Below are 20629 nucleotides of genomic sequence, written 5' to 3' on the forward strand. Positions count from 1 at the left end.
CACCTCCTTTTTAGTATATTTAGGAAAACGCCGATTAAAACATATCCGAAACAATCGGCGGGTTCTTAAATCATTCATCTTAATTAAAAAGGAGTGCTGTTGTGGCAACCCATCAATTTCAAACGGAAGTAAATCAGCTTCTCAAACTTATTATTCATTCGCTGTACTCGAACAAAGACATTTTTTTGCGCGAAATCGTATCAAACGCTTCGGATGCCTTGGATAAACTCAAATATCTAACGGTTTCCAAAGATGAATACAAGGAAGTCCAGTTTGAGCCGCGCATCGACATATATTTTGACGAAGAGAAAAAAACGCTGAGCGTTCAGGACAGCGGAATCGGTATGGACGAAGCCGATTTAAATGCGAATTTGGGAACGATTGCACGCTCCGGCACCAAAGCCTTTTTGGAGCAGCTTGAAAAAGATGCGCAAAAGGACTCGGCCCTTATCGGACAATTCGGCGTGGGCTTTTATTCGGCCTTTATGGCATCTTCGCACATCGATGTCATTACGCGCAAAGCGGGAAAAACCGCCGACGGAAAAGTCAACCCCCTGTACCGCTGGTCGAGTGCGGGCACCGAATCCTACGACTTGGAAACACCGGATGCTTCAAACGATGAAGTAAAGCGTTACGGCTTCGACAAAGAAGAAGCGCACGGTACGGTCGTCATTATGAAGCTCAACGATGAAAGCGGAGAGTACGCAAGCCGCTGGAAGGTTGAAGATTTGGTAAAACGCTATTCGGATCACATCGCCTTCCCCATTTACCTTCATTATGTGCAAAAAAAATACGACGATAAGGGTAAAGAAACCGGAAGCGAAAATAAAACCGAGCAAATAAACAGCGCGAGCGCTTTGTGGAAGCGGCCGAAAAGCGAATTGAAAAAAGCCGATTACGACGATTTTTACAAAACCATTTCGCACGATTCGTCCGATCCGCTTCTTTGTGTTCACACCCATGCCGAAGGAACGCAGGAATACACAACCCTCTTTTACGTTCCCGAACGCGCCCCCTTCGATATGTATCAGGCGGATTATAAAAGCGGCGTTAAGCTGTACGTAAAGCGCGTTTTTATCACCGACGACGAAAAAGAACTGCTTCCGCCCTACCTGCGTTTTGTGCGCGGTATTATCGATTCGGAAGATTTACCGCTGAACGTAAGCCGCGAAATTTTACAGCAAAACCGCATTTTAACGTCGATAAAAACCGCTTCGGTTAAAAAGCTTTTAAGCGAATTCAAAAAAACGGCGGAGGCGGCAAAAAAAGCAAAAGAGGACAGCGACGAAGCAAAAAAGTGGAACACCTTTGTGTCGCAGTTTAATCGCCCGCTTAAAGAAGGTTTATACTCCGACTTTGCAAACAAAGACGATTTATGCGAAATTATCCGTTTTAAAAGTACGGCCGAAGAAGGAACGGGCGAAAACAAGTGGACAAGCTTTGCCGATTATGTGCAGCGCATGAAAGAAGGCCAAAAAGCAATCTATTACATTACCGGAAACGACGAGCAAAACCTGCGCAATTCGCCGCTTTTGGAAGCCTACCGGGCAAAGGGCTTTGAAGTGCTCATTATGGCCGACGAAATAGACGATATCGTATTCCCCGCCTTGGGAAAATACAAGGACTTTGACTTAAAAGCGGTCAACCGTGCCGGAAGCGATGAAGAGCTCGGCGTGGATAAAAAAGAAGCGGAAAAAAAGGAAAAAGAATTTAAACCGCTGACCGAAAAAATCAAAAAAGCCCTCGGCGAGCGCGTAAAAGACGTACACCTTTCAAAGCGCCTGTCCGATTCTCCGAGCTGTATCGTTGTAGACGAAAACGATCCTTCGCTTCAGCTTGAGCGCATGATGAAAGCGATGGGACAATCCGGCATGGGAGAGGTAAAGCCGATTTTGGAAATCAACGGCGAACACCCCCTTGTCGCTTCTTTAAAAGACTGCGAGGACGAACAGCACATCGGCGACGTATCGGCCGTGCTTTTGGATCAAGCGCTTTTGGTAAGCGGTGCGGAATTAAAAGACCCCGCCGACTTCGTTAAAAAGCTGAACCGGCTTTTGACCCGCGCGTAAAATGCCGGCTTAAGGGTGCTGTTCAAAAAATTCAATTTTTGGACAGCACGGAAAACATCCGCGTAAAAATATTTCAGGAAATGAAGCTGCCGAAGAGCATCCGCTTTTCGACGGCTTACAAACGCTTTGCTGCTCATCGATAATAAATCTTTGACAATTAAAGGAGAAGAATTAATATGAATAAAAGAAAACCGATTGTATTATTTTTTCTTCTATTTCTATACTTCAACATATATGCAAATGCGGGTGTGCCGATGATAGCGGTTATTTTTCCCAAAACGGTACTGTCTCTTATTCCCGTAATTTTGATAGAAACCGCCGTGCTGATAAAGATTCTAAAAATGAATAAAAAGAAAACGGCTTGGGCTGTTGTTGCGGGAAACCTGTGTTCCACTTTATTCGGTATTCCCGCTACATGGAGAATTCTCGCCCTTCTCCAAATTTCCACCGGCGGAGACGGATTTATAGGCGGCGTTGGCAGGCTAACGGAAAATATCTTATCGGTTACCTATCAGGCGCCGTGGCTTTTGCCGTATGACGATTTGCATTGGCGGGTTCCGGTTGCCGCACTGTTTTTGCTTATACCGTTTTTCTTTGTTTCATGGCTTACGGAAACTTGGGTCGAGCGGCTTATGCTGAAAAAAGAGATTGCGGATAAAAAACGCTTTAGCCGCGCCGTTTTCATTGCCAACCTGTTCAGTTACGCATTTCTTGCGGCGGTTCTTGCCGTTTCTTTTGTTTTGGATTATCAACGCTGGGTGTTGTAAACGCCAAAGTGCAACCAAGCGCGGTTTCGCTTTTTTCCGGATGAAAATTTCTAACCGAATGCCGCCGAATCTAATACGGTTTTAGGGCGACGCCGTTTGTGCCCAGTTTTGCAGGATATATTTCGGTGTAGAGAATTTTTCCGCCGTAAATACCGAGCCGGACAATTTCACTGTCGGTTGCACCGGGCATTTCATTCATTCCGTTAAACAAAAAATTCCCGAGAGAATAGACAATCAAACTGCCGTTGTACCGTTCAATCGGCTGTAAAACGTGAGGGTGGCTGCCGAAAACGACATCGGCTCCCGCATCGCAAAACGATTCGTATAAGGCGCGCTGTTCTTTTGCGGGAAAAAAACGGTATTCTTCTCCGCCGTGCACATTGACAATAACAAAATTGCCGTCAGCTTTTTGCCGTGCAATACCCTCTAAAAGCGTTTCTCCCGCCCACAAAATACCCGCCCGCGTTTCGGTGGCGGTTGCCGTCGTTTTTCCGTTAAAGCCGCTCCGTTCAACGGGGAAAGCCCCGCACGAAATTATTGCAAAATTTTGTCCTTTTACTTGAGTATGATAAAATTGTGCGGCCTCTTTTGCATTTAAACCGGCGCCGGAAGTAGGAATATTACACTCGGCAAGGGCGGAAAGAGTATCTTTAAAACCGGCTTCCCCGAAATCGTAGCAGTGATTATTCGCCTGCATAAGATAGGTAAAACCGGCTTTTTGCAAAAACGGCAAAACGGCTTTTTTAAACTTAAACGTATACGTTTTAGTCGCCGCACGGGAAGAATCCGTAACCACTCCCTCAAGATTGCCGATTGTTATATCATTATTTTGTAAAACGGGAAGCGTTGTCGAAAAAACTTTTTTAAGCCCGTCCGGATTTTTAATCAAAACATCTTCTATACCGCGGGCAACCATAATATCCCCGACCGCTGCCGCAAAAGAGGTTTTCGGGCTTTCCGCACAAGTGAATGTTTGTTCACACCATTCCCGTATCACCGGAGCAAATTTTTCAATATAAACCGTGCAAACCGCATAAGAAGTAAGCGTCAGCGCATATTTTTCATCACCCGCATATAAACCGTCAACGGGAAGTGCGCGCTTTTTTTCGGGTAAATCTTCAGGTTTTGTAATACTTACGGAAAGTCCGGGGCTGAAAATTGAAGGTTGTGCCGGCCACTTATTCGAGCGCTTGTCAAACTCGGCTTCTACGGACGGCACCAACACAGTTTTTTGTATGGGGTACTTTGTTATGTTTGCCGGAGCTTGCTGCGATTCAAGCAATAAAAGGCTTTCTTCACGGGTGACGGTTGCGGCGCATACTTCGATTTTCCCTAAAAAAGGGATTTTTTTTGCAGTGCCGCTCAGTTTTTTAAACGTAAACGGAAGGCGCCGCTGCTGCGAATCTGTACCGTCAAAAACAAAAGGTTCCGGCCCTAAGGGTTGTATATACTGCTCAAAAAGAACATCGTCAACGCGTACCGTATAGCGTATCGGACGAAAAAAAGCGCGCAAAACAATCAATATAAAAGCCGCCGCAAAAAGAAAACCAATCACAATAAAAAATATACGCCGATTTTTATGCAGTATTTTATGCAGCATATGAAACATATCCGAATATTTTTGCGTTATAATTCAAATTCAAGGAGTTGACAATTATCGATGCGCAAACCGTACAACTCATCTTGTGAAGCGCTTTTAAAATAGGTCGTCATTAAAATCGTTATCATTCCATGGCACACAAACAAAACGTTTCCGCCTGCATTCAAATCACGCACTTCTTCTATCAAACTGTATGCCCGATGAGCGGCTTGTACAAGAGATTCTCCTTCGGGAAACCGCATAAAAGGATTGTCTTTTATATGCCAAAAATCGGGTGCCTTTTCCCAAAAAACATTTTCCATCTTACCGAAATGAACTTCCTTTATACGTTCGTCGGGAACGGCTTTTAGGCACAATGCCCGTTCGATGTAGGATGCCGTATCCCGCGCCCGTTTAAGCGGCGATACGTATATTTTTTGTATATCGTTTTGTTTTTGCATAAGTTCAAGCCGCTTCGCCAAAGCTTCCGCTTGCGCATGCCCGCGTTCGGTTAATTGCGATTCCGACCACCCGCAAGTGCGTTTTTGCACGTTCCAATCCGTTTCGCCGTGTCGAGTTATAAAAAGTTTCATAAACGTAAGTATATCCGCTTTATATAAAAAGGGGAAGCCCGGATTCGCATTCAAATCGTATAGCAATACTGTTGTATTTATGCTATGTTCTAGCGTATAGATTTAATTTAAAAGGAATACTATGTCACAAAAGATAAAATCGCACTTATTCGGTTTTTTTGCCGCATTTTTTTTTGCGTGGTCCTTTCCGCTTTCTCGAATCGCGCTGGAACAATTCAGCCCATACTCATTCAGCTTTTTGCGCTGTTTGTTTGCAAGTATTGTTCTTTTAGCAATCGGAAAATACAATCGCATACGGCTGCCGTTTAGAGCCTTTGATGTGTCGTTGTTTTTTTTCTCCGGAGCCATGGGCTTCGGCGTGTATCTTATAATATTGAACATCGGACTGAAAACGGTTTCGGCGGCTACATCGAGTATTATAATTTCCACAACTCCTATTATGACGGCCTTTGCCGCCTCATTTTTTTATAAAGAAAAAATAAGTGCCGTAGGAGTCGCGTCAATAATAAGCGCCTTTGTCGGCGTGTTGATTATCATTTTATGGACGGGTGTTTTTTCGTTTAACGCGGGCATTTTTTGGGTTGCGGCAGCCGCCGTCCTTTTTTGCGGTTATAACATCCTGAACAGACGACTTGCACAAAAAGGATATTCATCTATGGAAATCGTAACACACAGTATTTTTTGCGGTTCCCTTATGCTTATGTTTTTTTTGCCCCAGTCGTATCGGGAGCTGCGGCAGGCCGATACTCCACATATTGCCGTTCTTTTGTTTCTCAGTATTTTTACAACCGCCTTGGGATATTTTTTATTCAGCAAGGGTATTCAAATCGCAGAAAAAACGTCGGATGTTACGAATTATATGTTTATAATTCCCTTGTTTGCAAGTATTTTGGGTTATTTTATTTTAGATGAACGTTTAAATACGGGAACCGCAATCGGCGGTTCTATCATCGCAATCAGTATTATCATTTTTGCTTTGAAAGGCCGGCCGAAAAACCGTGAATAAGGTGCCGAACGCGGTCTTTTTTTTCGTTGTTTTAAATCCGGGGAAATATTAAAAAACCGAAGTTTTTAGATGTTCCCCTTGTATTTTTTAAACAAAAATGCTATGTATATTATCAGATTTAGGTTTTAAGGAGGTTCCATTGAGTAAATTAAAAGTACTGCTTCTTATGCTTTTTGTTTCTCTGTTTTTCGCATGTAAATCCGCACCGAAAAACCCGGCAGAGTCCAAACAACCGGAACAGGCTGCGGCAGAAGAAAAAATCGAAACAGCGGCAAAAGAGGAACCGGCACAGACTGCAACACCGGCAAAGCCCGTAGAGGTTACGGCAAAAGTCGATTATACCGTTTATTTTGCCCCGCAGTCTTATGTAATTGATCGCTTTACCGCTCAAAAGCTTGACACCATTGCACAAGCTCTTGCCGAACAAAAGGTAAAACGAATTATCATTTCGGGACACAGTGCAAGGCTGAATTCGGAAAAAGACGAAGAACGAATCGCATTACAGCGAGCTATAGCCGTCGCACAGCATTTTCAAGCAACAAAACTTTTTGATGCGGAAAGTATAACCGTTATAGGAAAAGGCGCGCGCGAGCCGGCCGGTCCTCATACGGAAATTACGGATCGTTTCAAAAATCGCAGAGTAGAAATTCAAAGTGCCGAGTAGCACTGTGGAATTTATAATTCATTTTGGAGGAAACAAATGATGAAAAAAGGACTTATAGCAGCTGCATGTGCACTGTTTTGTTTTGCAGCCTGGGCACAGGCCCCCGCAACGGTCGGAACGGATTATACAAGACCCCCCATCCATTTTTCGGACGGAGAAAAAAGTTTTGTAAACAGCGACGTGTTTTTTAAACTGCTTTCGGCAGACCGGGAAACGGGATTGAATTTTGTCGAATTTGCTTTAAACGGTTCGAATTTTATGAAATACAAAAGCCCCTTTCAAATTCTTGAAGAAGGAAACTATGATATTTCATACCGCGGTTACGACAACAGCGGCAACTTGGAAGTTCCTAAAACCCTTTCCGTAATTGTCGATAACACGCCTCCTAAAACGGCTGTTGAAACGACGGAACCGCTTTATACCGACGGGTCGAAAACATATTGTTCGGCAAACACAAAATGGTTTGTTTCCGCTTCTGACGCCTTAGGCGGAGCCGGTGTGGCCGCTGCATATGTCGGCACGGATTTAAATTCCCTCGATAAATACGGCAAAGGAAAAGATGCCGAAGAAGCATATTTTTCTTTAGGTCAAGAAGGTCCTGCATATTTGTATTACACAGCCATCGACAACGTAGGAAACCTTGCTCCTATTGAGCTTGTTTCCGTTACCGTCGATATGGAACCCCCTGTCGTGCGCCTTGAAAATTCAAACCGCCTTATCAACAAAGACGACGAATATATGGTTTTCCCGAATGAAGACCTTGTCGATCAGGAAGGACGTGTTATCGTTTCCGCAAACGAAAGCGTTGCTTTTGCCGCCGACGACGAACTTTCGGGTCTTGATGCGATTTACATTAAAATCAACGACGGCGAATATACCAAATATGTAGAGCCGGTTCGCTTTAACCAAAACGATGTATATACCATCGAAGTTAAAGCAATAGATAATGTAGGAAACGTATCCGAACCTGTTGTTTATACCTGCTATGTTGATAAGATTAATCCTGAATCCGAAATTGAAATTATCGACAGAGTTGAAAACGTTCTTCCGACCATAACGGCCGAAGACTAAACGTATTTAAAATCTTAACACAGACGGGGTGTCCGAAAGCACAGTTTTTCGGACACCCCATTTTTTTTATGCATTCTCCTGTATTCACACGAACAACGCCATCGCTCCTGCCCGAAGCCTCACAGCCAATAAACAAAAATTCATTAAAAATAAAGTTGACTGAAATAAATTTTAGCCCTATAATTTAGAATAAATAAACTGTTTTAAACAAGAGGAGTTTTACAGATGAAAAAAATCGATACAAAGGAAGCGCCGGCTGCAATAGGTCCGTATTCACAAGCCGTTGTTATCAACGGCATGGTTTATACTTCAGGACAAATTCCTATCGATCCGCAAACGGGAACGATCAAAGGAACGACGATAACGGAACAAGCCGAACAAGTTATGAAAAATCTTAAAGCCGTTTTGGAAGCTGCGGGAAGCGATTTTACAAAAGCGGTCAAAACGCTTTGTTTTCTTAAAACAATGGATGATTTCAATGCATTCAACGAAGTATATGCAAAGTATTTTACCGGTAAACCGGCACGTTCATGTATTGCGGCGGCACAACTTCCGAAAAACGTGCTTGTGGAAGTAGAAGTTGTTGCAAAAGCAGGGGAATAAAACTCTGTTTTAAGTATAAAAAAGGAGGATATAGTGAGCAATTTTACAAACGACAATATCGACTTGAAGATATTGCGTCAACGGGCTTTTAATATGCGCTGGGCGGAACAAGAGGCCGATGTTCTTCCGTTTACAGCGGCGGATCATGATTTTCCGGCAGCCCCTGAAATTATCGATGCCATTGTTACGTATTCACAGGCCGGATATTTTTCGTATACGCCGCCGCGCGGACTCAAAGAATTCAGAGAAGCGCTTTCAAAGGCATTTTTGAAGCGGAAAAACGAACAAGTGGATCCGGATTTGATTTTACCGATCGACAGCGCCGCCAGCGGTATGGCGGTTATTGCAAAAGCTTTTTTAAAGCCCGGAGATGAAGTAATTGTTTTTGATCCGGTCGATTTTTTGTTTAAAACGTCTATGGAGGCGGCAGGAGCAAAAAGTATTTTATTTCCGACCAAATTGAAAAACGACAGAATTTCGCTTGAAGGGCTTGAAGATTACATTACGCCGAAAACGAAAATGCTCGGCTTTTGCAATCCGCACAATCCGATGGGAATGCTTTATTCAAAAGAAGATTTGGACTATCTTCTTACCCTTTCCGAAAAATACGGATTTTACATTATGAACGATGAGATTTGGTCGGATATTATATATCCCGAATATAAATTCAAAAGCCTTATCGAATTCGGCCCCGAACGCAACGCACGAACACTTTCCGTATACGGTTTTTCAAAAAGCTTCGGTATTGCAGGCCTTCGCACCGGTTGTATTTATTGTATGAATCAAAAAACGTATGAAAAAGTCGTTTCCGCGTCATTGGTTGACACTACAATCGGCGGAATTTCCAGTTTATCGCAAATTGCCGGAATTGCCTGCTGTGAAAAAGCTTTTTACCGTGTCGATGAATTTATACAGCACATAACACAAAACAGGGATTATACGCTCGCAAGACTTGAAAAAATGCCCGGCATTAAGTGTCACAAGCCGCAAGCAACTTTTGTCGTATTCCCCGATATCAGCGAAACAAAAATGGATGCGCTCGAATTTGTAAACTTGGCACGGGAAAAATATAAGGTGGCCCTCGTTCCCGGCGGAGCACGATTTTTCGGTCCGGGTTCGGCGGGTCATATACGAATTACGATGGCGACAAGCCGTGAAATACTGGAGGAAGGTTTAAATCGCCTCGAAAAAACCCTTTGTGACGTTATGGGGAAAAAATAATTCAAAACAGCATAAAAAAGGAGGTTTTTATGGCAAAGATAATAGTAGCATTGTTGTACATTCTTGCAATTCTTATAATCGGAATTATCGGCGGGAGAAAGGTAAAAACGGCGGACGATTTTGCAACCGCAAACAGAAAAATTCCGTTTTGGACAAATGTGTATTCCATGTCTTCGGCATGGATCGGTGCCGGAGCCACGCTGGGATGTGCAAGTATGTGTTATGCCTTCGGAATACAGGGTTTTTACCTTGCAATCAGCGTAGGGATAGGCGCAATACTGGCTTCATTATTATTTTCAAAACGAATACGGGAAGCAAATGTTACGACAATACCGGAACTTATCAGAAAATATCTCGGAGCCCGTGTTGCCGATTGGATAAGCGTATTAACGATTTTTCAAATTTTCGGAATTGCCGCAAGTCAAATTCGTGCACTGGGAACAATCCTGCAAATGTTTATACCTTCGCTCGATCTCCTTGCCGCAATTGTTATTATGACCGGCGTAATGCTTGTGTATACCGTTGTCGGCGGAATCGTTTCTGCAACAAAAACAGACAAGCTGAATATTTCTCTTATGGTTTTATCCGTTATGGTGATTATTCCGATTATAGCTCTTTCGAAATCGGGCGGACTGGAAGGATTCGCGTCAAAGGTTGACGCCTCGTATTTAACCTTAAAACATATGAGCATCGGAGCTATGATTTCAAGCGGTTTATATTTTTGTACGTCAAACATGCTTAACAGTGAAAACTTTTTGCGTGTATGCGGGGCCCGTACCGCTGCGGAGGCAAGAAACGCATCCCTTACCGCAACACTGCTTATTTACATTCCGTATTTGCTTTTTGCAAGTCTTGCAGGTTTGCTCGGTTTAGTGCTTATTCCCCAGCTGGGAACATCGGATTCCATTCTTCCCGCAATGGTAAACACCCTGACAAATCCCATCCTCGGAGCATTTTTACTTGCAGCGCTTCTTGCAGCTGTAATGGGAACGGCGGCTTCCGTTACCATGCTCACAAGCATTACGGTGACCCGCGATGTTATAGCGCGTATAAAGCCGATTGAAGGAAGCACCATGCTTAATATTCAGCGTATAGTAACGGTTGCGGTTGCCGTACTCGGCATAATTGTAGGATACTTCGGTTCGTCAATCGTTTCAATTATGGAAAATGTCGGTGCTCCCTGCGGGGCGGCCCTTGTTCCTATTTTATGCGGTATATTTTTTTGGCAGGAAAAGATGAACGAAAAAGGAACGCTGATTACGATAATAGTTGCCGTCGTCACTACGCTCGGATATCTTGCTCTCGGCGCCCCTCTGGGTATCAGTCATTTTTTATTCGGCATTATATGCGCAACGATTACTATGTTTGTTGCAAACGGTATTTGTCATACGATTGCTAAAAAGAAATCTGCCGAAAAAGGAGTTTAACGATGGGTTTTATAGATTATTTTATTATTGCAGTCGGATGCGGCATCGCACTTTTTCTTTTAATTAACATAGCGCGTGAAGCATTTAAAAAATAATAATCTTTATGCGCTATAGAATTATGTTCTGAAAATATTGTAAAATAGGGGTTGTTTCCATAATCAGGCACTTTTACAGCCCCTATTTTAAATTTCAGGAGATTTGCACATGCCCGAAGAAAGCATTAAACTCAGTGAAGCGGACAAGGCAATTTTGGAGTCATATAAAACAACGGTAGACGGTCTGGCGGAATACCTCGGTGAAAACTATGAAATCGTTCTGCACAGTCTTGAAAACATCGATAAATCCATTATCAAAATAGTTAACGGATTTCATACGGGCAGAACGGAAGGCGGCCCTATTACGGACCTTGCTTTGTCCATGCTTTCGAAGATTTCTTCGGAAAAAGGTAAAAATTTTGAAAGCTATTTTTCAAAAAACAAAAAAGGGGAGTCGCTGAAATCGTCAACAATTGTTATTCGGGGAACAAGCGGTAAGCCCATCGGGCTTTTATGCATTAACTTTTACCTAAACGCATCCATTCTGTCGTGGGTTCGAAGCAATACCCCTCCTGCGCAAGCCTCAGACAACGCAACAATAAAAGAAAATTTTTCAAAAACAACGGAAGAATTGATTTTAAAATCGTTTGAAGAAACTCAAATGCAAATAACGGCGGACAACTCCATTCTTCCCTCGTTAAAAAACAAGCGTATTATAGAAATCTTAAACGAAAAAGAAATATTCAAAATTAAAAATTCCGTTACGGTTATAGCAAAACAAATGAATATTTCAAAAAACACCGTCTATCTTCATTTGCGGAGTTTAAAAAATACTAAAAAAAACTGAATCTTTCTACCTGCCGCTAAGGGGGTTGGGGGCCGCAGATTATATAAATCGTTGTGCAGCAGCCCCCTTTCTCCGTTTTTAAATTCGTTTACTTCTATCCGTCAATACACCCACTTTTCCGTCAAGCCCGATTTTTCAATCATGCTGCGGTACAGGGCGGATTTTTTCAAAAGCTCCGAATGTGTGCCTTCCGTTTCTATTTTACCTTCGTTCATCACGATGATTTTGTCGGCGTTTTCAACCGACTTTAAGCGGTGCGAAATGATGATAACGGTTTTATCCTTGATAAGTGTATTTAAGCTTTCCTGAATCTTCATTTCGTTTTCAACATCGAGCGAGGCGCTTATCTCATCCAAAATAATAATCGGGGCATTTTTCAAAAAAGCGCGGGCGATTGAAAGGCGCTGGCGTTCTCCGCCCGAAAGACGGCTGCCGTTTTCGCCGACAAAGGTATTCCAGCTTTCCGGCAAGGCTTCGATAAACTCTGTGCAATTTGCAAGGCGGGCCGCTTCCTTTACTTCCTCATCGCTTGCATTTTTATTTCCGACGCGGATGTTTTCCATAATCGACGTATTGAACAAGCCGACATCCTGAAACACTATCGAAATTTTTTCAAAAAGACTGTCGGTGTCGATTTTTGCAATATCTTTTCCGTCAATAAGAATCTGCCCCTTGTTATAATCGTAAAGGCGCGACGCCAAACGAAGCACCGTGGTTTTTCCGCAGCCCGAAGGTCCGACCAAAGCGGTAACCTTGTTTTGCTCGGCTGTAAAAGAAATGCCGTCGATGATTTTTTGTCCGTCATTATATGAAAATTCCACATCCTTAAATTCGATTCCGCAGTGTTTTAAGTCCGCAGGGCTTCCTTCCTGTACGGCAGTTTCACGCAGCTCATTGATACGTTTAACGCGCGAATCGATGTACATAATTTCCGCAAGGTTTGCTTCAACGGCGGCAACCGCATCAACTATGCGTGAAGCGGCAATGACATAGCCGATAAAGTAAAGAAGCGGGGCGCTTCCGGCTAAGTACATTTTTAAACCGAAAAAGACCGTTATACCTACGGAAAATTTTAATGCCGCCATTGCGATATTAAGCGGAATTGCTTGATGGGCTTCGACGGAAAGATGCAGTTTTTCCGCCTCATCGACATTGCGGTTTAATTTTTCCGCAACCGTATCCGTGCGGCCGTAGCTTTTAATTTCCTGCTGAAGCTCAATCGCTTCCTGAAAAAATTCCGAGCGCTGTCTTTGCTTGTGAAAGTCTCTTGTAGTTTCGCGTATTTGAATCTTTTTCGATAAAATCAGTAAAATAAAACTAATGATAATAGGAACAAAGACGCAAAGGCCTAAGGCCGGGTGGGCGGCAATCATCATAATCCCGATTATTACCAAATAAACGACAAGTCCTATCGTTTGCGGAATGGCGTGGCTTAATGCGTGCTCCAGAGCTGCAACGTCCGCCATAACGGTTTGCGATAAATCGGAAATATCGTGCTTGGAAAAGTACGCAAGCGGCAAAGCCTTTAAGCGGTTTGCAATTTCAACCCGCAGCTCTTTACATTCTTTAAATGTTACCGTGTACAGAGTGTTGTAATTTACGTGCAGCAAAAAGTACATAAGCACGGCAAGAGCCGCCATAATACCGATATAAAAAAGGGGTGTTTTGAGTGAGTTTTCAAAGTAGCCCTGCAAAAAAAACATAATTAAAAACATCGGCAAAATATAGGCGATATTCGAAAACACCGACCATACCGAGGCGGTAACCAAATCCCGGGCGCCTTGCTCGGTAACCGCAAATAATTTTTGTAACTTCTTTTTCATTTTACACTCTCCACTCGTTCGCTTTGGAATACAGCTTTTGCAACTGACTGTATTTTCCGCCCGTTTTCATAAGCTCTTTGTCGCTGCCCCGCTCTATTATGCTGCCGTCTTCGACAACCAAAACCTCATCGACGTTTTTAATCGAACTTAAACGGTGGGCTATCATAATGACGGTTTTGTTTTTCATCAAATTGGAAAAAGCTTGCTGAATTTCGTATTCGTTTTCGGGATCGGCGGCGGCGGATGCTTCGTCCAAGATAATGATGTCGGCATTTTTCAAAATTGCGCGGGCAATTGCAACCCTCTGTATTTCTCCGCCCGACAAATGCACTCCTTTGGAGCCGATTAGGGTATGTTCGCGTTTTTCAAACTTCGCTAAAATATCCTCGCAGCGAGCAAGGCTCAAGGCCTTCATTACTTCTTCATCGCTTGCGTTTTTGTTTCCCATTTTCACGTTTTCAAAAATGCTCATCTTAAAGAGCTTGGACGCTTGGAACACAAAGGCTATATTTTTCATCAAGGCGTTTTTTGAATACGAAGCGATGTTCTTTCCGCCGATTAAGATTTCTCCTTCGTTGATTTTATAAAAGCCGGAAATAAGTTTTGCGATTGTAGACTTTCCGCCGCCGGAGGAACCGACAAGGGCGTAGGTTTTATTCGGCGCAAGTTTAAAGCTCACGTTTTTTAAAATCTTTTCTTCATTGTAGCCGAATGAAACGTTTTTAAATTCGATGCCGAAGTTATCGAATTTTTCTTCGGAGCCGTGCGTAATATTGTCTTTTTCCATTTCGGTAAAAAGATTTTCCAGTTTGTCGACCACGCTTTTGGCTTGAAAATTGTACATACCGACATACATAACGCGCATAAAGGCGCCGAAAAGTACACCGGCAAAGCACACATAAAACACGATTTTTGCAATGATAAGATTTCCGTCCGCCCCCCTATTCATAAAGTAAATTGCGGCCGGAACAGTGAAGGTTGTAAACAAGTTGAACAATACTTGAAACATAACGTATGGCCGCCGGCAGCTGAGCGTGTACTTGTATGCCAAATCGGAATAGTCGGTAATTGCCGTGTAAAACGCTTTAAAGGATTCCACCGTGCTTTTAAAGATTTTTATAACCTGCATACCTCGCACATACTCCACCGCTTCGCCGTTCATCCTTTCCAAAGCGGCTTGATATTTTTGCATAAAGTGCTTGTCGCCCATCATAAACATCATCTGCACACCGCCGATAACTGCGATAAGTAACAGCAAAAGACCCAGCTTTATGTCCACCATAAAAATAATGGCAAACATTAAAATCGGGGTAAGAAGGGCCGCAACATTGTCGGGTATAAGGTGGGCGACAATCATGTGCGTTTCCTGCGCGTTGTCGTCGATGATTTTGCGGATTTTTCCCGAATTGTTTACGTCAAAAAATGCAAAAGACGCATTCATCAAATGGCCGATTGCCGCTTTGCGCAAATTCGATTCGAGGCGGAAACCCAGCACGTGAGAAGCCCAAAGGGAAGCAAAATACACAACGGAATATCCTAGCATCAGTGCAACGATGACAGTTGCATAAAAGGAGCCGTCCGTAACGCTTTTTGTTACCAAAAGCGCGTGCAAAAACTTCCATAAGTACCAAAATGCTCCCATTTGGCAAGCAACGCCCAAAGCGGAGCAAACAATGGAAATATACACACAGTGTATTTTTTCAGGCGTGTATTTAAACAATCTTTTGTATGTGTCCATAGACACCTCCTATAAATAATTTGTATTACTTAACGGATAATGTGTATTTGAGAATGTAATTACCCATTACCGAGACTTGTACAGTATAAGCGGGCAAGTTAAATTCCTAATTCACAAGTTAAGCATTTGCCGCCAGTTTCCAGCTGATACCCGATTGAAAGTTGTTCCACATTTTGGTATACGAGCCGCCCTTTGCCAAAAGCTCCGCATGGGTGCCGGTTTCTTCAATTTTACCGTTGTTGATAACGCAGATTTTGTCTGCATTCACAATAGAAGAAAGACGATGGGCAATCATAATGACGGTTTTGTTTTTAAGCAGCTGACTGAAGGTCTTTTTGATTTTATACTCGTTTTCCGCATCGGCAAAACTAGTAGCCTCGTCCAGCACGACAATGGGAGCGTCCTGTAAAAGGGCGCGGGCAACGGCAAGCCGCTGGGCTTCCCCGCCTGAAACATACGTCCCCTTGGTGCCGTACACGGTGTCTATGCCGTCCGGAAGTTTTTCGATAATATCCATACACTCAGCCTTTTCAAGCACGGCAAGCACTTCTTCGCGTGTCGCGTCCTTTTTACCGTAGCGGATATTTTCAAAAATGCTTTCGTTAAAAAGCTTGTTTTCCTGAAATACAAAGCTGATAAGGTGCATGAGGTCATCCGTTTTGATATTCTTACTGCTCACGCCGCCGATGGTAATTTCCCCCGAATCGAGCTCCCAAAAGCGTCCGAGCAAATTGACTAACGTTGTCTTTCCTCCGCCCGAAGGCCCTACAAGGGCGGTAAGCGTATGTTCGGGAAGGTTAAGCGATACACCGTCGATAGCTTTTTTAAAAGACGGGGCAGCTTTTTTTTCCGTATCCTCCCCCTTTCCGCCTTGCACCGTGCTTTGCACCGTGCCTTGCACCATGCTTTCGGCACTTTCTTTATAAGAGAACACAACATCTTTAAAAGCAATATCGAACCTTTGCGGCATAACGGACTTTTCAGGCTCCGGAGCAGACGGCTCATTAAGAATCGCTTCAATACGGTTTAAGGCATCGCCGCCTTGCATATTTAAGCTGGAGCCGTATATGATTTTTATCATCATATTAAACATCACCGGCGAGAGGGAAAGATAAAAAATAAAGCCGTATAAAAACTTTGCATAGCCTTCACCTTGTATTACCGTACCTGCAAAAATAATGGCAGCCGGTACCAAAAACACAAAGCCCGCTTTTAAAAGGGAAAGAAAAATCGAATAGCCGTTTTCCCAGCTCATCGAATATTTTAAAACGTAATCGCGGTAGTTTATGATTGAGGTATAAAAGTCCTTAAAACGGTGTACCGATTGATTAAAGGTTTTTACTACCGAAATGCCGCGGATATATTCGGTTCCTGCACTGTTCATTTTTTCTAAGGCATTTTCGTAATTTTCCATAAAGCCCATTTTTTGCCCCTTTGCCATCATTACCCCTTGCAATATGAAGGCAATAACGAGCGGCAAAAACGAAATAAGCCCGAAGCGCCAATCAAAAAAGAACATCAAAAACAAAACGGCAATGGGCGTTACCGCATTTTGTACAACATCGGGAAGCATGTGAGCGATAAGAGCTTCAAGCGAATAAACGTTTTTTTCAAAAACCTTGCGTACCGAACCGCTTGCATGTGTTGTGTGCCAGCCGACAGGAAGACGTGCAAAGGTATCCGTTAAGCGCATATTTAAATTCCCCATTAGGTTAAAGGCGGTAAGATGCGAACACATGAGTGCACCAAAATAGAGGAGGAATCCCGCAGCCGCAGCAATAAGAGCGGTAAGCCCGTAGATAAGCATTTGCCCCACATTAACAGTAGTTCCCACCGTATATGCCGAAATAATGTCTCGCATAACATAAAACACAACCGCATACGGAATCAGCATTGCAAGCGTGCTTAAAGCCGACAAAAAAAGCGACAAATAGATAAAGGGCTTGTGTTTTCCCGCATAGGCTAAAATGCGGCTTACAACTCCTGCCTGTTTTTCCTTTTTAGCTTTCTTTTTTTCATTTTTATTCATATATACTCCTATAAAATTTTTTTGAAGGAAACTTCAGTTTCCGAAAAAAATATTTCTGTGCTTTTACGGGCAAAGCACAGCTTTGAACGAAAAGCACATACAATAACCGATGTTTGCCTATTGTCCACCTATTAAGGCAAACTCGTAGATAATCAGTGAGGCGGCATTTCGCCGAACTGATTATCCTACACTCCTATAAAATTAATTTTTAATTCCTAATTACCTAAACCAACCCTGTTTTTTCAAAGTGTTTCTTTAAGAACTTTTTACCCAAAAGCCCGCCGAGTAATCCGCCTGTAAAAGCGGTAGCGTAGAGAATGGGCATAATCCAGATAGGCAATCCCGTTAATTCAGCGGCATAGGCGGTTCCCATCATTTTTTCGGTGAGAGCAAAATATTGCTCTTTTAAAATAAAAATTTGCCAAAAGCCTCCGCACAATGCTAACGACATAACAGCATAGCTTACTATGTTTCCCTTTTCAGTATTATAACCGAGTACCTTACGTACAATTTCTGCAATGGCGGCAACTATAAGCGAATGGATTGCAACTACCGGAGTGTGTCCCATCAGCGTCATCAAACAGCCAGGAATAGCGACGAAAATAAAAAGTGCAAAAGGCTTTTGCACCTTGGCAAGTAAAAACAGTACTGAGATTCCCAACATTACACTGACGGCAAAAGGAACCGCTAAAAAAGTCAGCACCAAAAAACCAAGGGGAGTTCCAATTACAGTCAACCCAACAAAATAAATAACGGAAAAAATGGCGATATTTATCAAATCCTTTAAAACCAATTTGTTGTTCATAACAACCTCCTATTATTAATTTGTAATTCTTAATGCATAATTAGGAATTAAAGATTACCCTTAGTCTTTGTTATGGCAACTAAGATTTTTATAATTTCTTGGCAGTCTTCATATATACAAGAAAAATCTTTTTCACTGATATAATCAGTTTCATGCAAAAGCTCCAGCCAATATTCGGTCTCGCTTGCTTCTTTAAGCGAAATATACAGTTTTGCGTAAAAGTCAGCTTTACTCTGTCCCCGTATCGCTTCTTTTACATTTGCTCCTACACTCGTGCCGCTTTTTAAAAGCTGTTTTGACATAATAAACTCACGTTTTTCGTCACGGAGTTTTTTATATAGATGAATAATTTTCAACGCAAAAGATTTAGACTTATCAACAATTACATTATCAGCTTTCACCGTACCCCCTGTATAATAATTCATAATGCGTAATTAAGCATTCCTCATTAAACATTCATAATTCATAATTCCTCATTCCTAATTAACCATTCCTACGCCGACCAGAACTCACTCTCCTTTTGCAGCCTATACATCACGGGGTACGAGGAGCTTCCCTTCATCAATTGTTCGTGCGTGCCGATTTCTTCTATTTTGCCTTCTTTGAGGACAACAATTTTATCTGCGTGTTCTATTGTTCTTAAACGGTGAGCAATAACAATGACGGTTTTATTTTTAACGAGCTTACTCAATGCTTCTTGAATAAGCGTTTCGTTTTCGGGGTCGAGGGCTGCCGTGGCTTCATCTAGCAAAATAATAGGCGCATCTTTTAAAAGTGCGCGGGCAATGGAAAGCCGCTGCCGCTCCCCGCCTGAAAGGGTGTAGCCGTTTTCACCGATAACCGTATCATAGCCTTCGGGCAGTTTTTCGATAAAATCATGGCAGCGTGCAGCTTTTGCTGCTGCAAGCACTTGTTCTTTGGTTGCGTCCTTATTGCCGACAAGGATATTGTTATACACTGTATCGTTAAAAAGCACGACATCTTGAAACACAATCGAAAAAGCCGTTAAAAGCGTTTCAGGCTCTACGGTAGAAACGTCAACCCCGCCAACACGTACCGTACCTGAAGCGGTATCCCAAAAGCGTGCTGCAAGACGGGCAATCGTAGATTTTCCGCAACCGGAATGACCGACAAGGGCGGTGATTTCTCCCTGCTTGGCGGTAAAGCTGATATTGCTTACCGTGTCGCGGTTTGCATCATCATTGTATGAAAAAGAAACATTGTCGTATTGAATGTCGTAGCCGTTGGGATTAAACGTTTCGCTTCCTTTCTGCTTGGGATAGTTTATAATTTCCAGCTGGCGTTCAACTGCCGTCCGTGCATGGAAAAATTCGCCCAGCAGCATAAAGACGGCGGTAAGGGGTTCAAAAATTCTTCCTGCAATCAGCAAAAAAACAAGATAGGTAAAAAGCGGCAATGTCCCTTGTGCAAACAAAACCGCACCGACGGCAATAACCAGCGGAAAGCCAAAGCGGATAACAATGATGGAGCCTATCATAATAGAGCCGACAAATAATTCAGCCTTTACCGCTTCGGTTGTGCTGTATGCAATATCGGCTTTTACCTTTTGAACATAGCTTTCTTTTTTGTCAGAGGATTTAAGCACCTTTATGTTATCAAGCATCTGTTGGATTGAATTGTAAATGCCGAAAAGAATTCCGTTCACACGAACTGCATAGCGGCGTGCCTTTTTACGCGACAAGTACACGAATAAAAAACCGAAAGCTGCACAGGTAAAAAGGGCAAGTGTCATACGCCAGTCAAAAAAGGCGAGCATTGCCGCCGATATGATGATTGAAGCTATCGCCCCGAATAATTCTGCCCCTGTGTGTCCAAGTGCATGTTCTATTGTAGTAACATCGTTTAAAAGCGTTGCCGTTAAATCGGACAAGTCTTTTTTTCCAAAATACGAAAGGGGCAGTTTTCGGATATGTTCGGCAAGGGAAATACGCACATTTGCCGCCTCTTCGTAACAGGTGTTGTAGGTTTTGCGGTATTTGAGTTTTTCAATCAAAAAAAGAACGAAAACGATGAGAACGCACAAACCGGTAATCACCCACGGATTGAGTGCCGAAAACGTACCGCCTTCCAAAGGCTTTAAAAGCTCTTCAAGCACATAAAATGAAAGACCGAGCGGCACAATCAAAAACAAGTTCCCTAAGGTTGCAATTAATACTGCCTTATTTAAATCCCGCGCGCCCTTGTCCGACAGTGCAAAATATTTTTTTAACATACCTTCTCCTTTAAAAATTAGATGAGCAATTCATAAGAATTGCGAATATAATTTTTACGCACTTTCGTAATGAAATGAGAAAGTGCATATAATATTATGACGTTTTGCGCTTGTGCTGC

17 protein-coding genes are annotated in these 20629 nt (G+C 42.8%); 9 read left to right on the plus strand and 8 right to left on the minus strand.

Annotated features, from left to right (window positions below):
• The first annotated feature begins 101 nt into the window (after positions 1-101).
• A complete protein-coding gene (gene htpG / locus H0R92_RS07000) occupies positions 102-2069 on the plus strand; it encodes a molecular chaperone HtpG (RefSeq protein WP_432962523.1) in 1968 nt (655 codons plus the stop codon).
• A gap of 176 nt (positions 2070-2245) precedes the next feature.
• Positions 2246-2836, plus strand: a complete 591-nt coding sequence (locus tag H0R92_RS07005; RefSeq protein WP_432962525.1) for a hypothetical protein — start codon at positions 2246-2248, stop codon at positions 2834-2836.
• A 70-nt stretch (positions 2837-2906) separates the two neighbouring features.
• Here the strand turns inward: H0R92_RS07005 and H0R92_RS07010 are convergent, their stop codons facing one another.
• Both H0R92_RS07010 and H0R92_RS07015 read right to left on the minus strand, forming a co-directional pair.
• Positions 2907-4391: a CapA family protein gene (locus tag H0R92_RS07010; protein ID WP_432962527.1), complete on the minus strand. Its 1485-nt coding sequence runs from the start codon at positions 4389-4391 to the stop codon at positions 2907-2909.
• 71 nt (positions 4392-4462) lie between these two features.
• Complete coding sequence (locus H0R92_RS07015; protein WP_432962529.1) at positions 4463-5008, minus strand: histidine phosphatase family protein; 546 nt, start codon at positions 5006-5008, stop codon at positions 4463-4465.
• A 121-nt stretch (positions 5009-5129) separates the two neighbouring features.
• Between H0R92_RS07015 and H0R92_RS07020 the strand changes: the two genes are divergently transcribed.
• The 7 genes from H0R92_RS07020 (at position 5130) to H0R92_RS07050 (ending at position 11882) form a co-directional block, all read left to right on the plus strand.
• Complete coding sequence (locus tag H0R92_RS07020) at positions 5130-6014, plus strand: DMT family transporter (RefSeq protein WP_432962531.1); 885 nt, start codon at positions 5130-5132, stop codon at positions 6012-6014.
• A gap of 139 nt (positions 6015-6153) precedes the next feature.
• Complete coding sequence (locus H0R92_RS07025) at positions 6154-6678, plus strand: OmpA family protein (protein WP_432962533.1); 525 nt, start codon at positions 6154-6156, stop codon at positions 6676-6678.
• A gap of 36 nt (positions 6679-6714) precedes the next feature.
• The gene (locus tag H0R92_RS07030; RefSeq protein ID WP_432962535.1) at positions 6715-7749 is read left to right on the plus strand and encodes an OmpL47-type beta-barrel domain-containing protein; all 1035 of its coding nucleotides are present in this window, start codon (positions 6715-6717) and stop codon (positions 7747-7749) included.
• Positions 7750-7974: 225 nt separating this feature from the next.
• Positions 7975-8352, plus strand: coding sequence for a Rid family detoxifying hydrolase (locus H0R92_RS07035; RefSeq protein WP_432962537.1), 378 nt, complete (start codon positions 7975-7977; stop codon positions 8350-8352).
• 33 nt (positions 8353-8385) lie between these two features.
• Positions 8386-9573, plus strand: coding sequence for a pyridoxal phosphate-dependent aminotransferase (locus H0R92_RS07040; RefSeq protein WP_432962539.1), 1188 nt, complete (start codon positions 8386-8388; stop codon positions 9571-9573).
• Between the two features lie 29 nt (positions 9574-9602).
• The gene (locus tag H0R92_RS07045) at positions 9603-11000 is read left to right on the plus strand and encodes a sodium:solute symporter family protein (protein WP_432962541.1); all 1398 of its coding nucleotides are present in this window, start codon (positions 9603-9605) and stop codon (positions 10998-11000) included.
• A 204-nt stretch (positions 11001-11204) separates the two neighbouring features.
• Positions 11205-11882: a helix-turn-helix transcriptional regulator gene (locus H0R92_RS07050; RefSeq protein ID WP_432962543.1), complete on the plus strand. Its 678-nt coding sequence runs from the start codon at positions 11205-11207 to the stop codon at positions 11880-11882.
• A 101-nt stretch (positions 11883-11983) separates the two neighbouring features.
• Here the strand turns inward: H0R92_RS07050 and H0R92_RS07055 are convergent, their stop codons facing one another.
• The 6 genes from H0R92_RS07055 to H0R92_RS07080 all read right to left on the minus strand — a co-directional run bounded on the left by H0R92_RS07055 (position 11984) and on the right by H0R92_RS07080 (position 20510).
• A complete protein-coding gene (locus H0R92_RS07055; protein ID WP_432962545.1) occupies positions 11984-13705 on the minus strand; it encodes an ABC transporter ATP-binding protein in 1722 nt (573 codons plus the stop codon).
• A gap of 1 nt (position 13706) precedes the next feature.
• On the minus strand, positions 13707-15443 hold the full coding sequence (locus H0R92_RS07060; RefSeq protein WP_432962547.1) for an ABC transporter ATP-binding protein: 1737 nt from the start codon (positions 15441-15443) through the stop codon (positions 13707-13709).
• 118 nt (positions 15444-15561) lie between these two features.
• Positions 15562-17472: an ABC transporter ATP-binding protein gene (locus H0R92_RS07065; protein WP_432962549.1), complete on the minus strand. Its 1911-nt coding sequence runs from the start codon at positions 17470-17472 to the stop codon at positions 15562-15564.
• Between the two features lie 223 nt (positions 17473-17695).
• A complete protein-coding gene (locus tag H0R92_RS07070) occupies positions 17696-18277 on the minus strand; it encodes an MptD family putative ECF transporter S component (protein ID WP_432962551.1) in 582 nt (193 codons plus the stop codon).
• A gap of 47 nt (positions 18278-18324) precedes the next feature.
• Positions 18325-18678: a four helix bundle protein gene (locus tag H0R92_RS07075; protein ID WP_432962553.1), complete on the minus strand. Its 354-nt coding sequence runs from the start codon at positions 18676-18678 to the stop codon at positions 18325-18327.
• A gap of 92 nt (positions 18679-18770) precedes the next feature.
• Positions 18771-20510 (minus strand): ABC transporter ATP-binding protein, encoded by a 1740-nt coding sequence (locus H0R92_RS07080; RefSeq protein WP_432962555.1) that lies wholly within the window; start codon positions 20508-20510, stop codon positions 18771-18773.
• Positions 20511-20629: the final 119 nt, after the last annotated feature.

It is taken from the genome of Treponema sp. OMZ 840 (assembly GCF_050937815.1).
In the GTDB taxonomy this organism is placed as follows: Bacteria; Spirochaetota; Spirochaetia; order Treponematales; family Treponemataceae; genus Treponema_C.

Excerpts from the sequence above, each read along its gene's own strand:
- H0R92_RS07050 (WP_432962543.1), top strand. The coding sequence starts at position 11,205 with ATGCCCGAAGAAAGCATTAAACTCAGTGAAGCGGACAAGGCAATTTTG.
- H0R92_RS07005 (WP_432962525.1), top strand. The coding sequence starts at position 2,246 with ATGAATAAAAGAAAACCGATTGTATTATTTTTTCTTCTATTTCTATAC.
- H0R92_RS07020 (WP_432962531.1), top strand. The coding sequence starts at position 5,130 with ATGTCACAAAAGATAAAATCGCACTTATTCGGTTTTTTTGCCGCATTT.
- H0R92_RS07065 (WP_432962549.1), bottom strand. The coding sequence starts at position 17,472 with ATGAATAAAAATGAAAAAAAGAAAGCTAAAAAGGAAAAACAGGCAGGA.
- H0R92_RS07060 (WP_432962547.1), bottom strand. The coding sequence starts at position 15,443 with ATGGACACATACAAAAGATTGTTTAAATACACGCCTGAAAAAATACAC.
- H0R92_RS07035 (WP_432962537.1), top strand. The coding sequence starts at position 7,975 with ATGAAAAAAATCGATACAAAGGAAGCGCCGGCTGCAATAGGTCCGTAT.
- H0R92_RS07080 (WP_432962555.1), bottom strand. The coding sequence starts at position 20,510 with ATGTTAAAAAAATATTTTGCACTGTCGGACAAGGGCGCGCGGGATTTA.
- H0R92_RS07030 (WP_432962535.1), top strand. The coding sequence starts at position 6,715 with ATGATGAAAAAAGGACTTATAGCAGCTGCATGTGCACTGTTTTGTTTT.
- H0R92_RS07070 (WP_432962551.1), bottom strand. The coding sequence starts at position 18,277 with ATGAACAACAAATTGGTTTTAAAGGATTTGATAAATATCGCCATTTTT.
- H0R92_RS07055 (WP_432962545.1), bottom strand. The coding sequence starts at position 13,705 with ATGAAAAAGAAGTTACAAAAATTATTTGCGGTTACCGAGCAAGGCGCC.
- H0R92_RS07045 (WP_432962541.1), top strand. The coding sequence starts at position 9,603 with ATGGCAAAGATAATAGTAGCATTGTTGTACATTCTTGCAATTCTTATA.
- H0R92_RS07015 (WP_432962529.1), bottom strand. The coding sequence starts at position 5,008 with ATGAAACTTTTTATAACTCGACACGGCGAAACGGATTGGAACGTGCAA.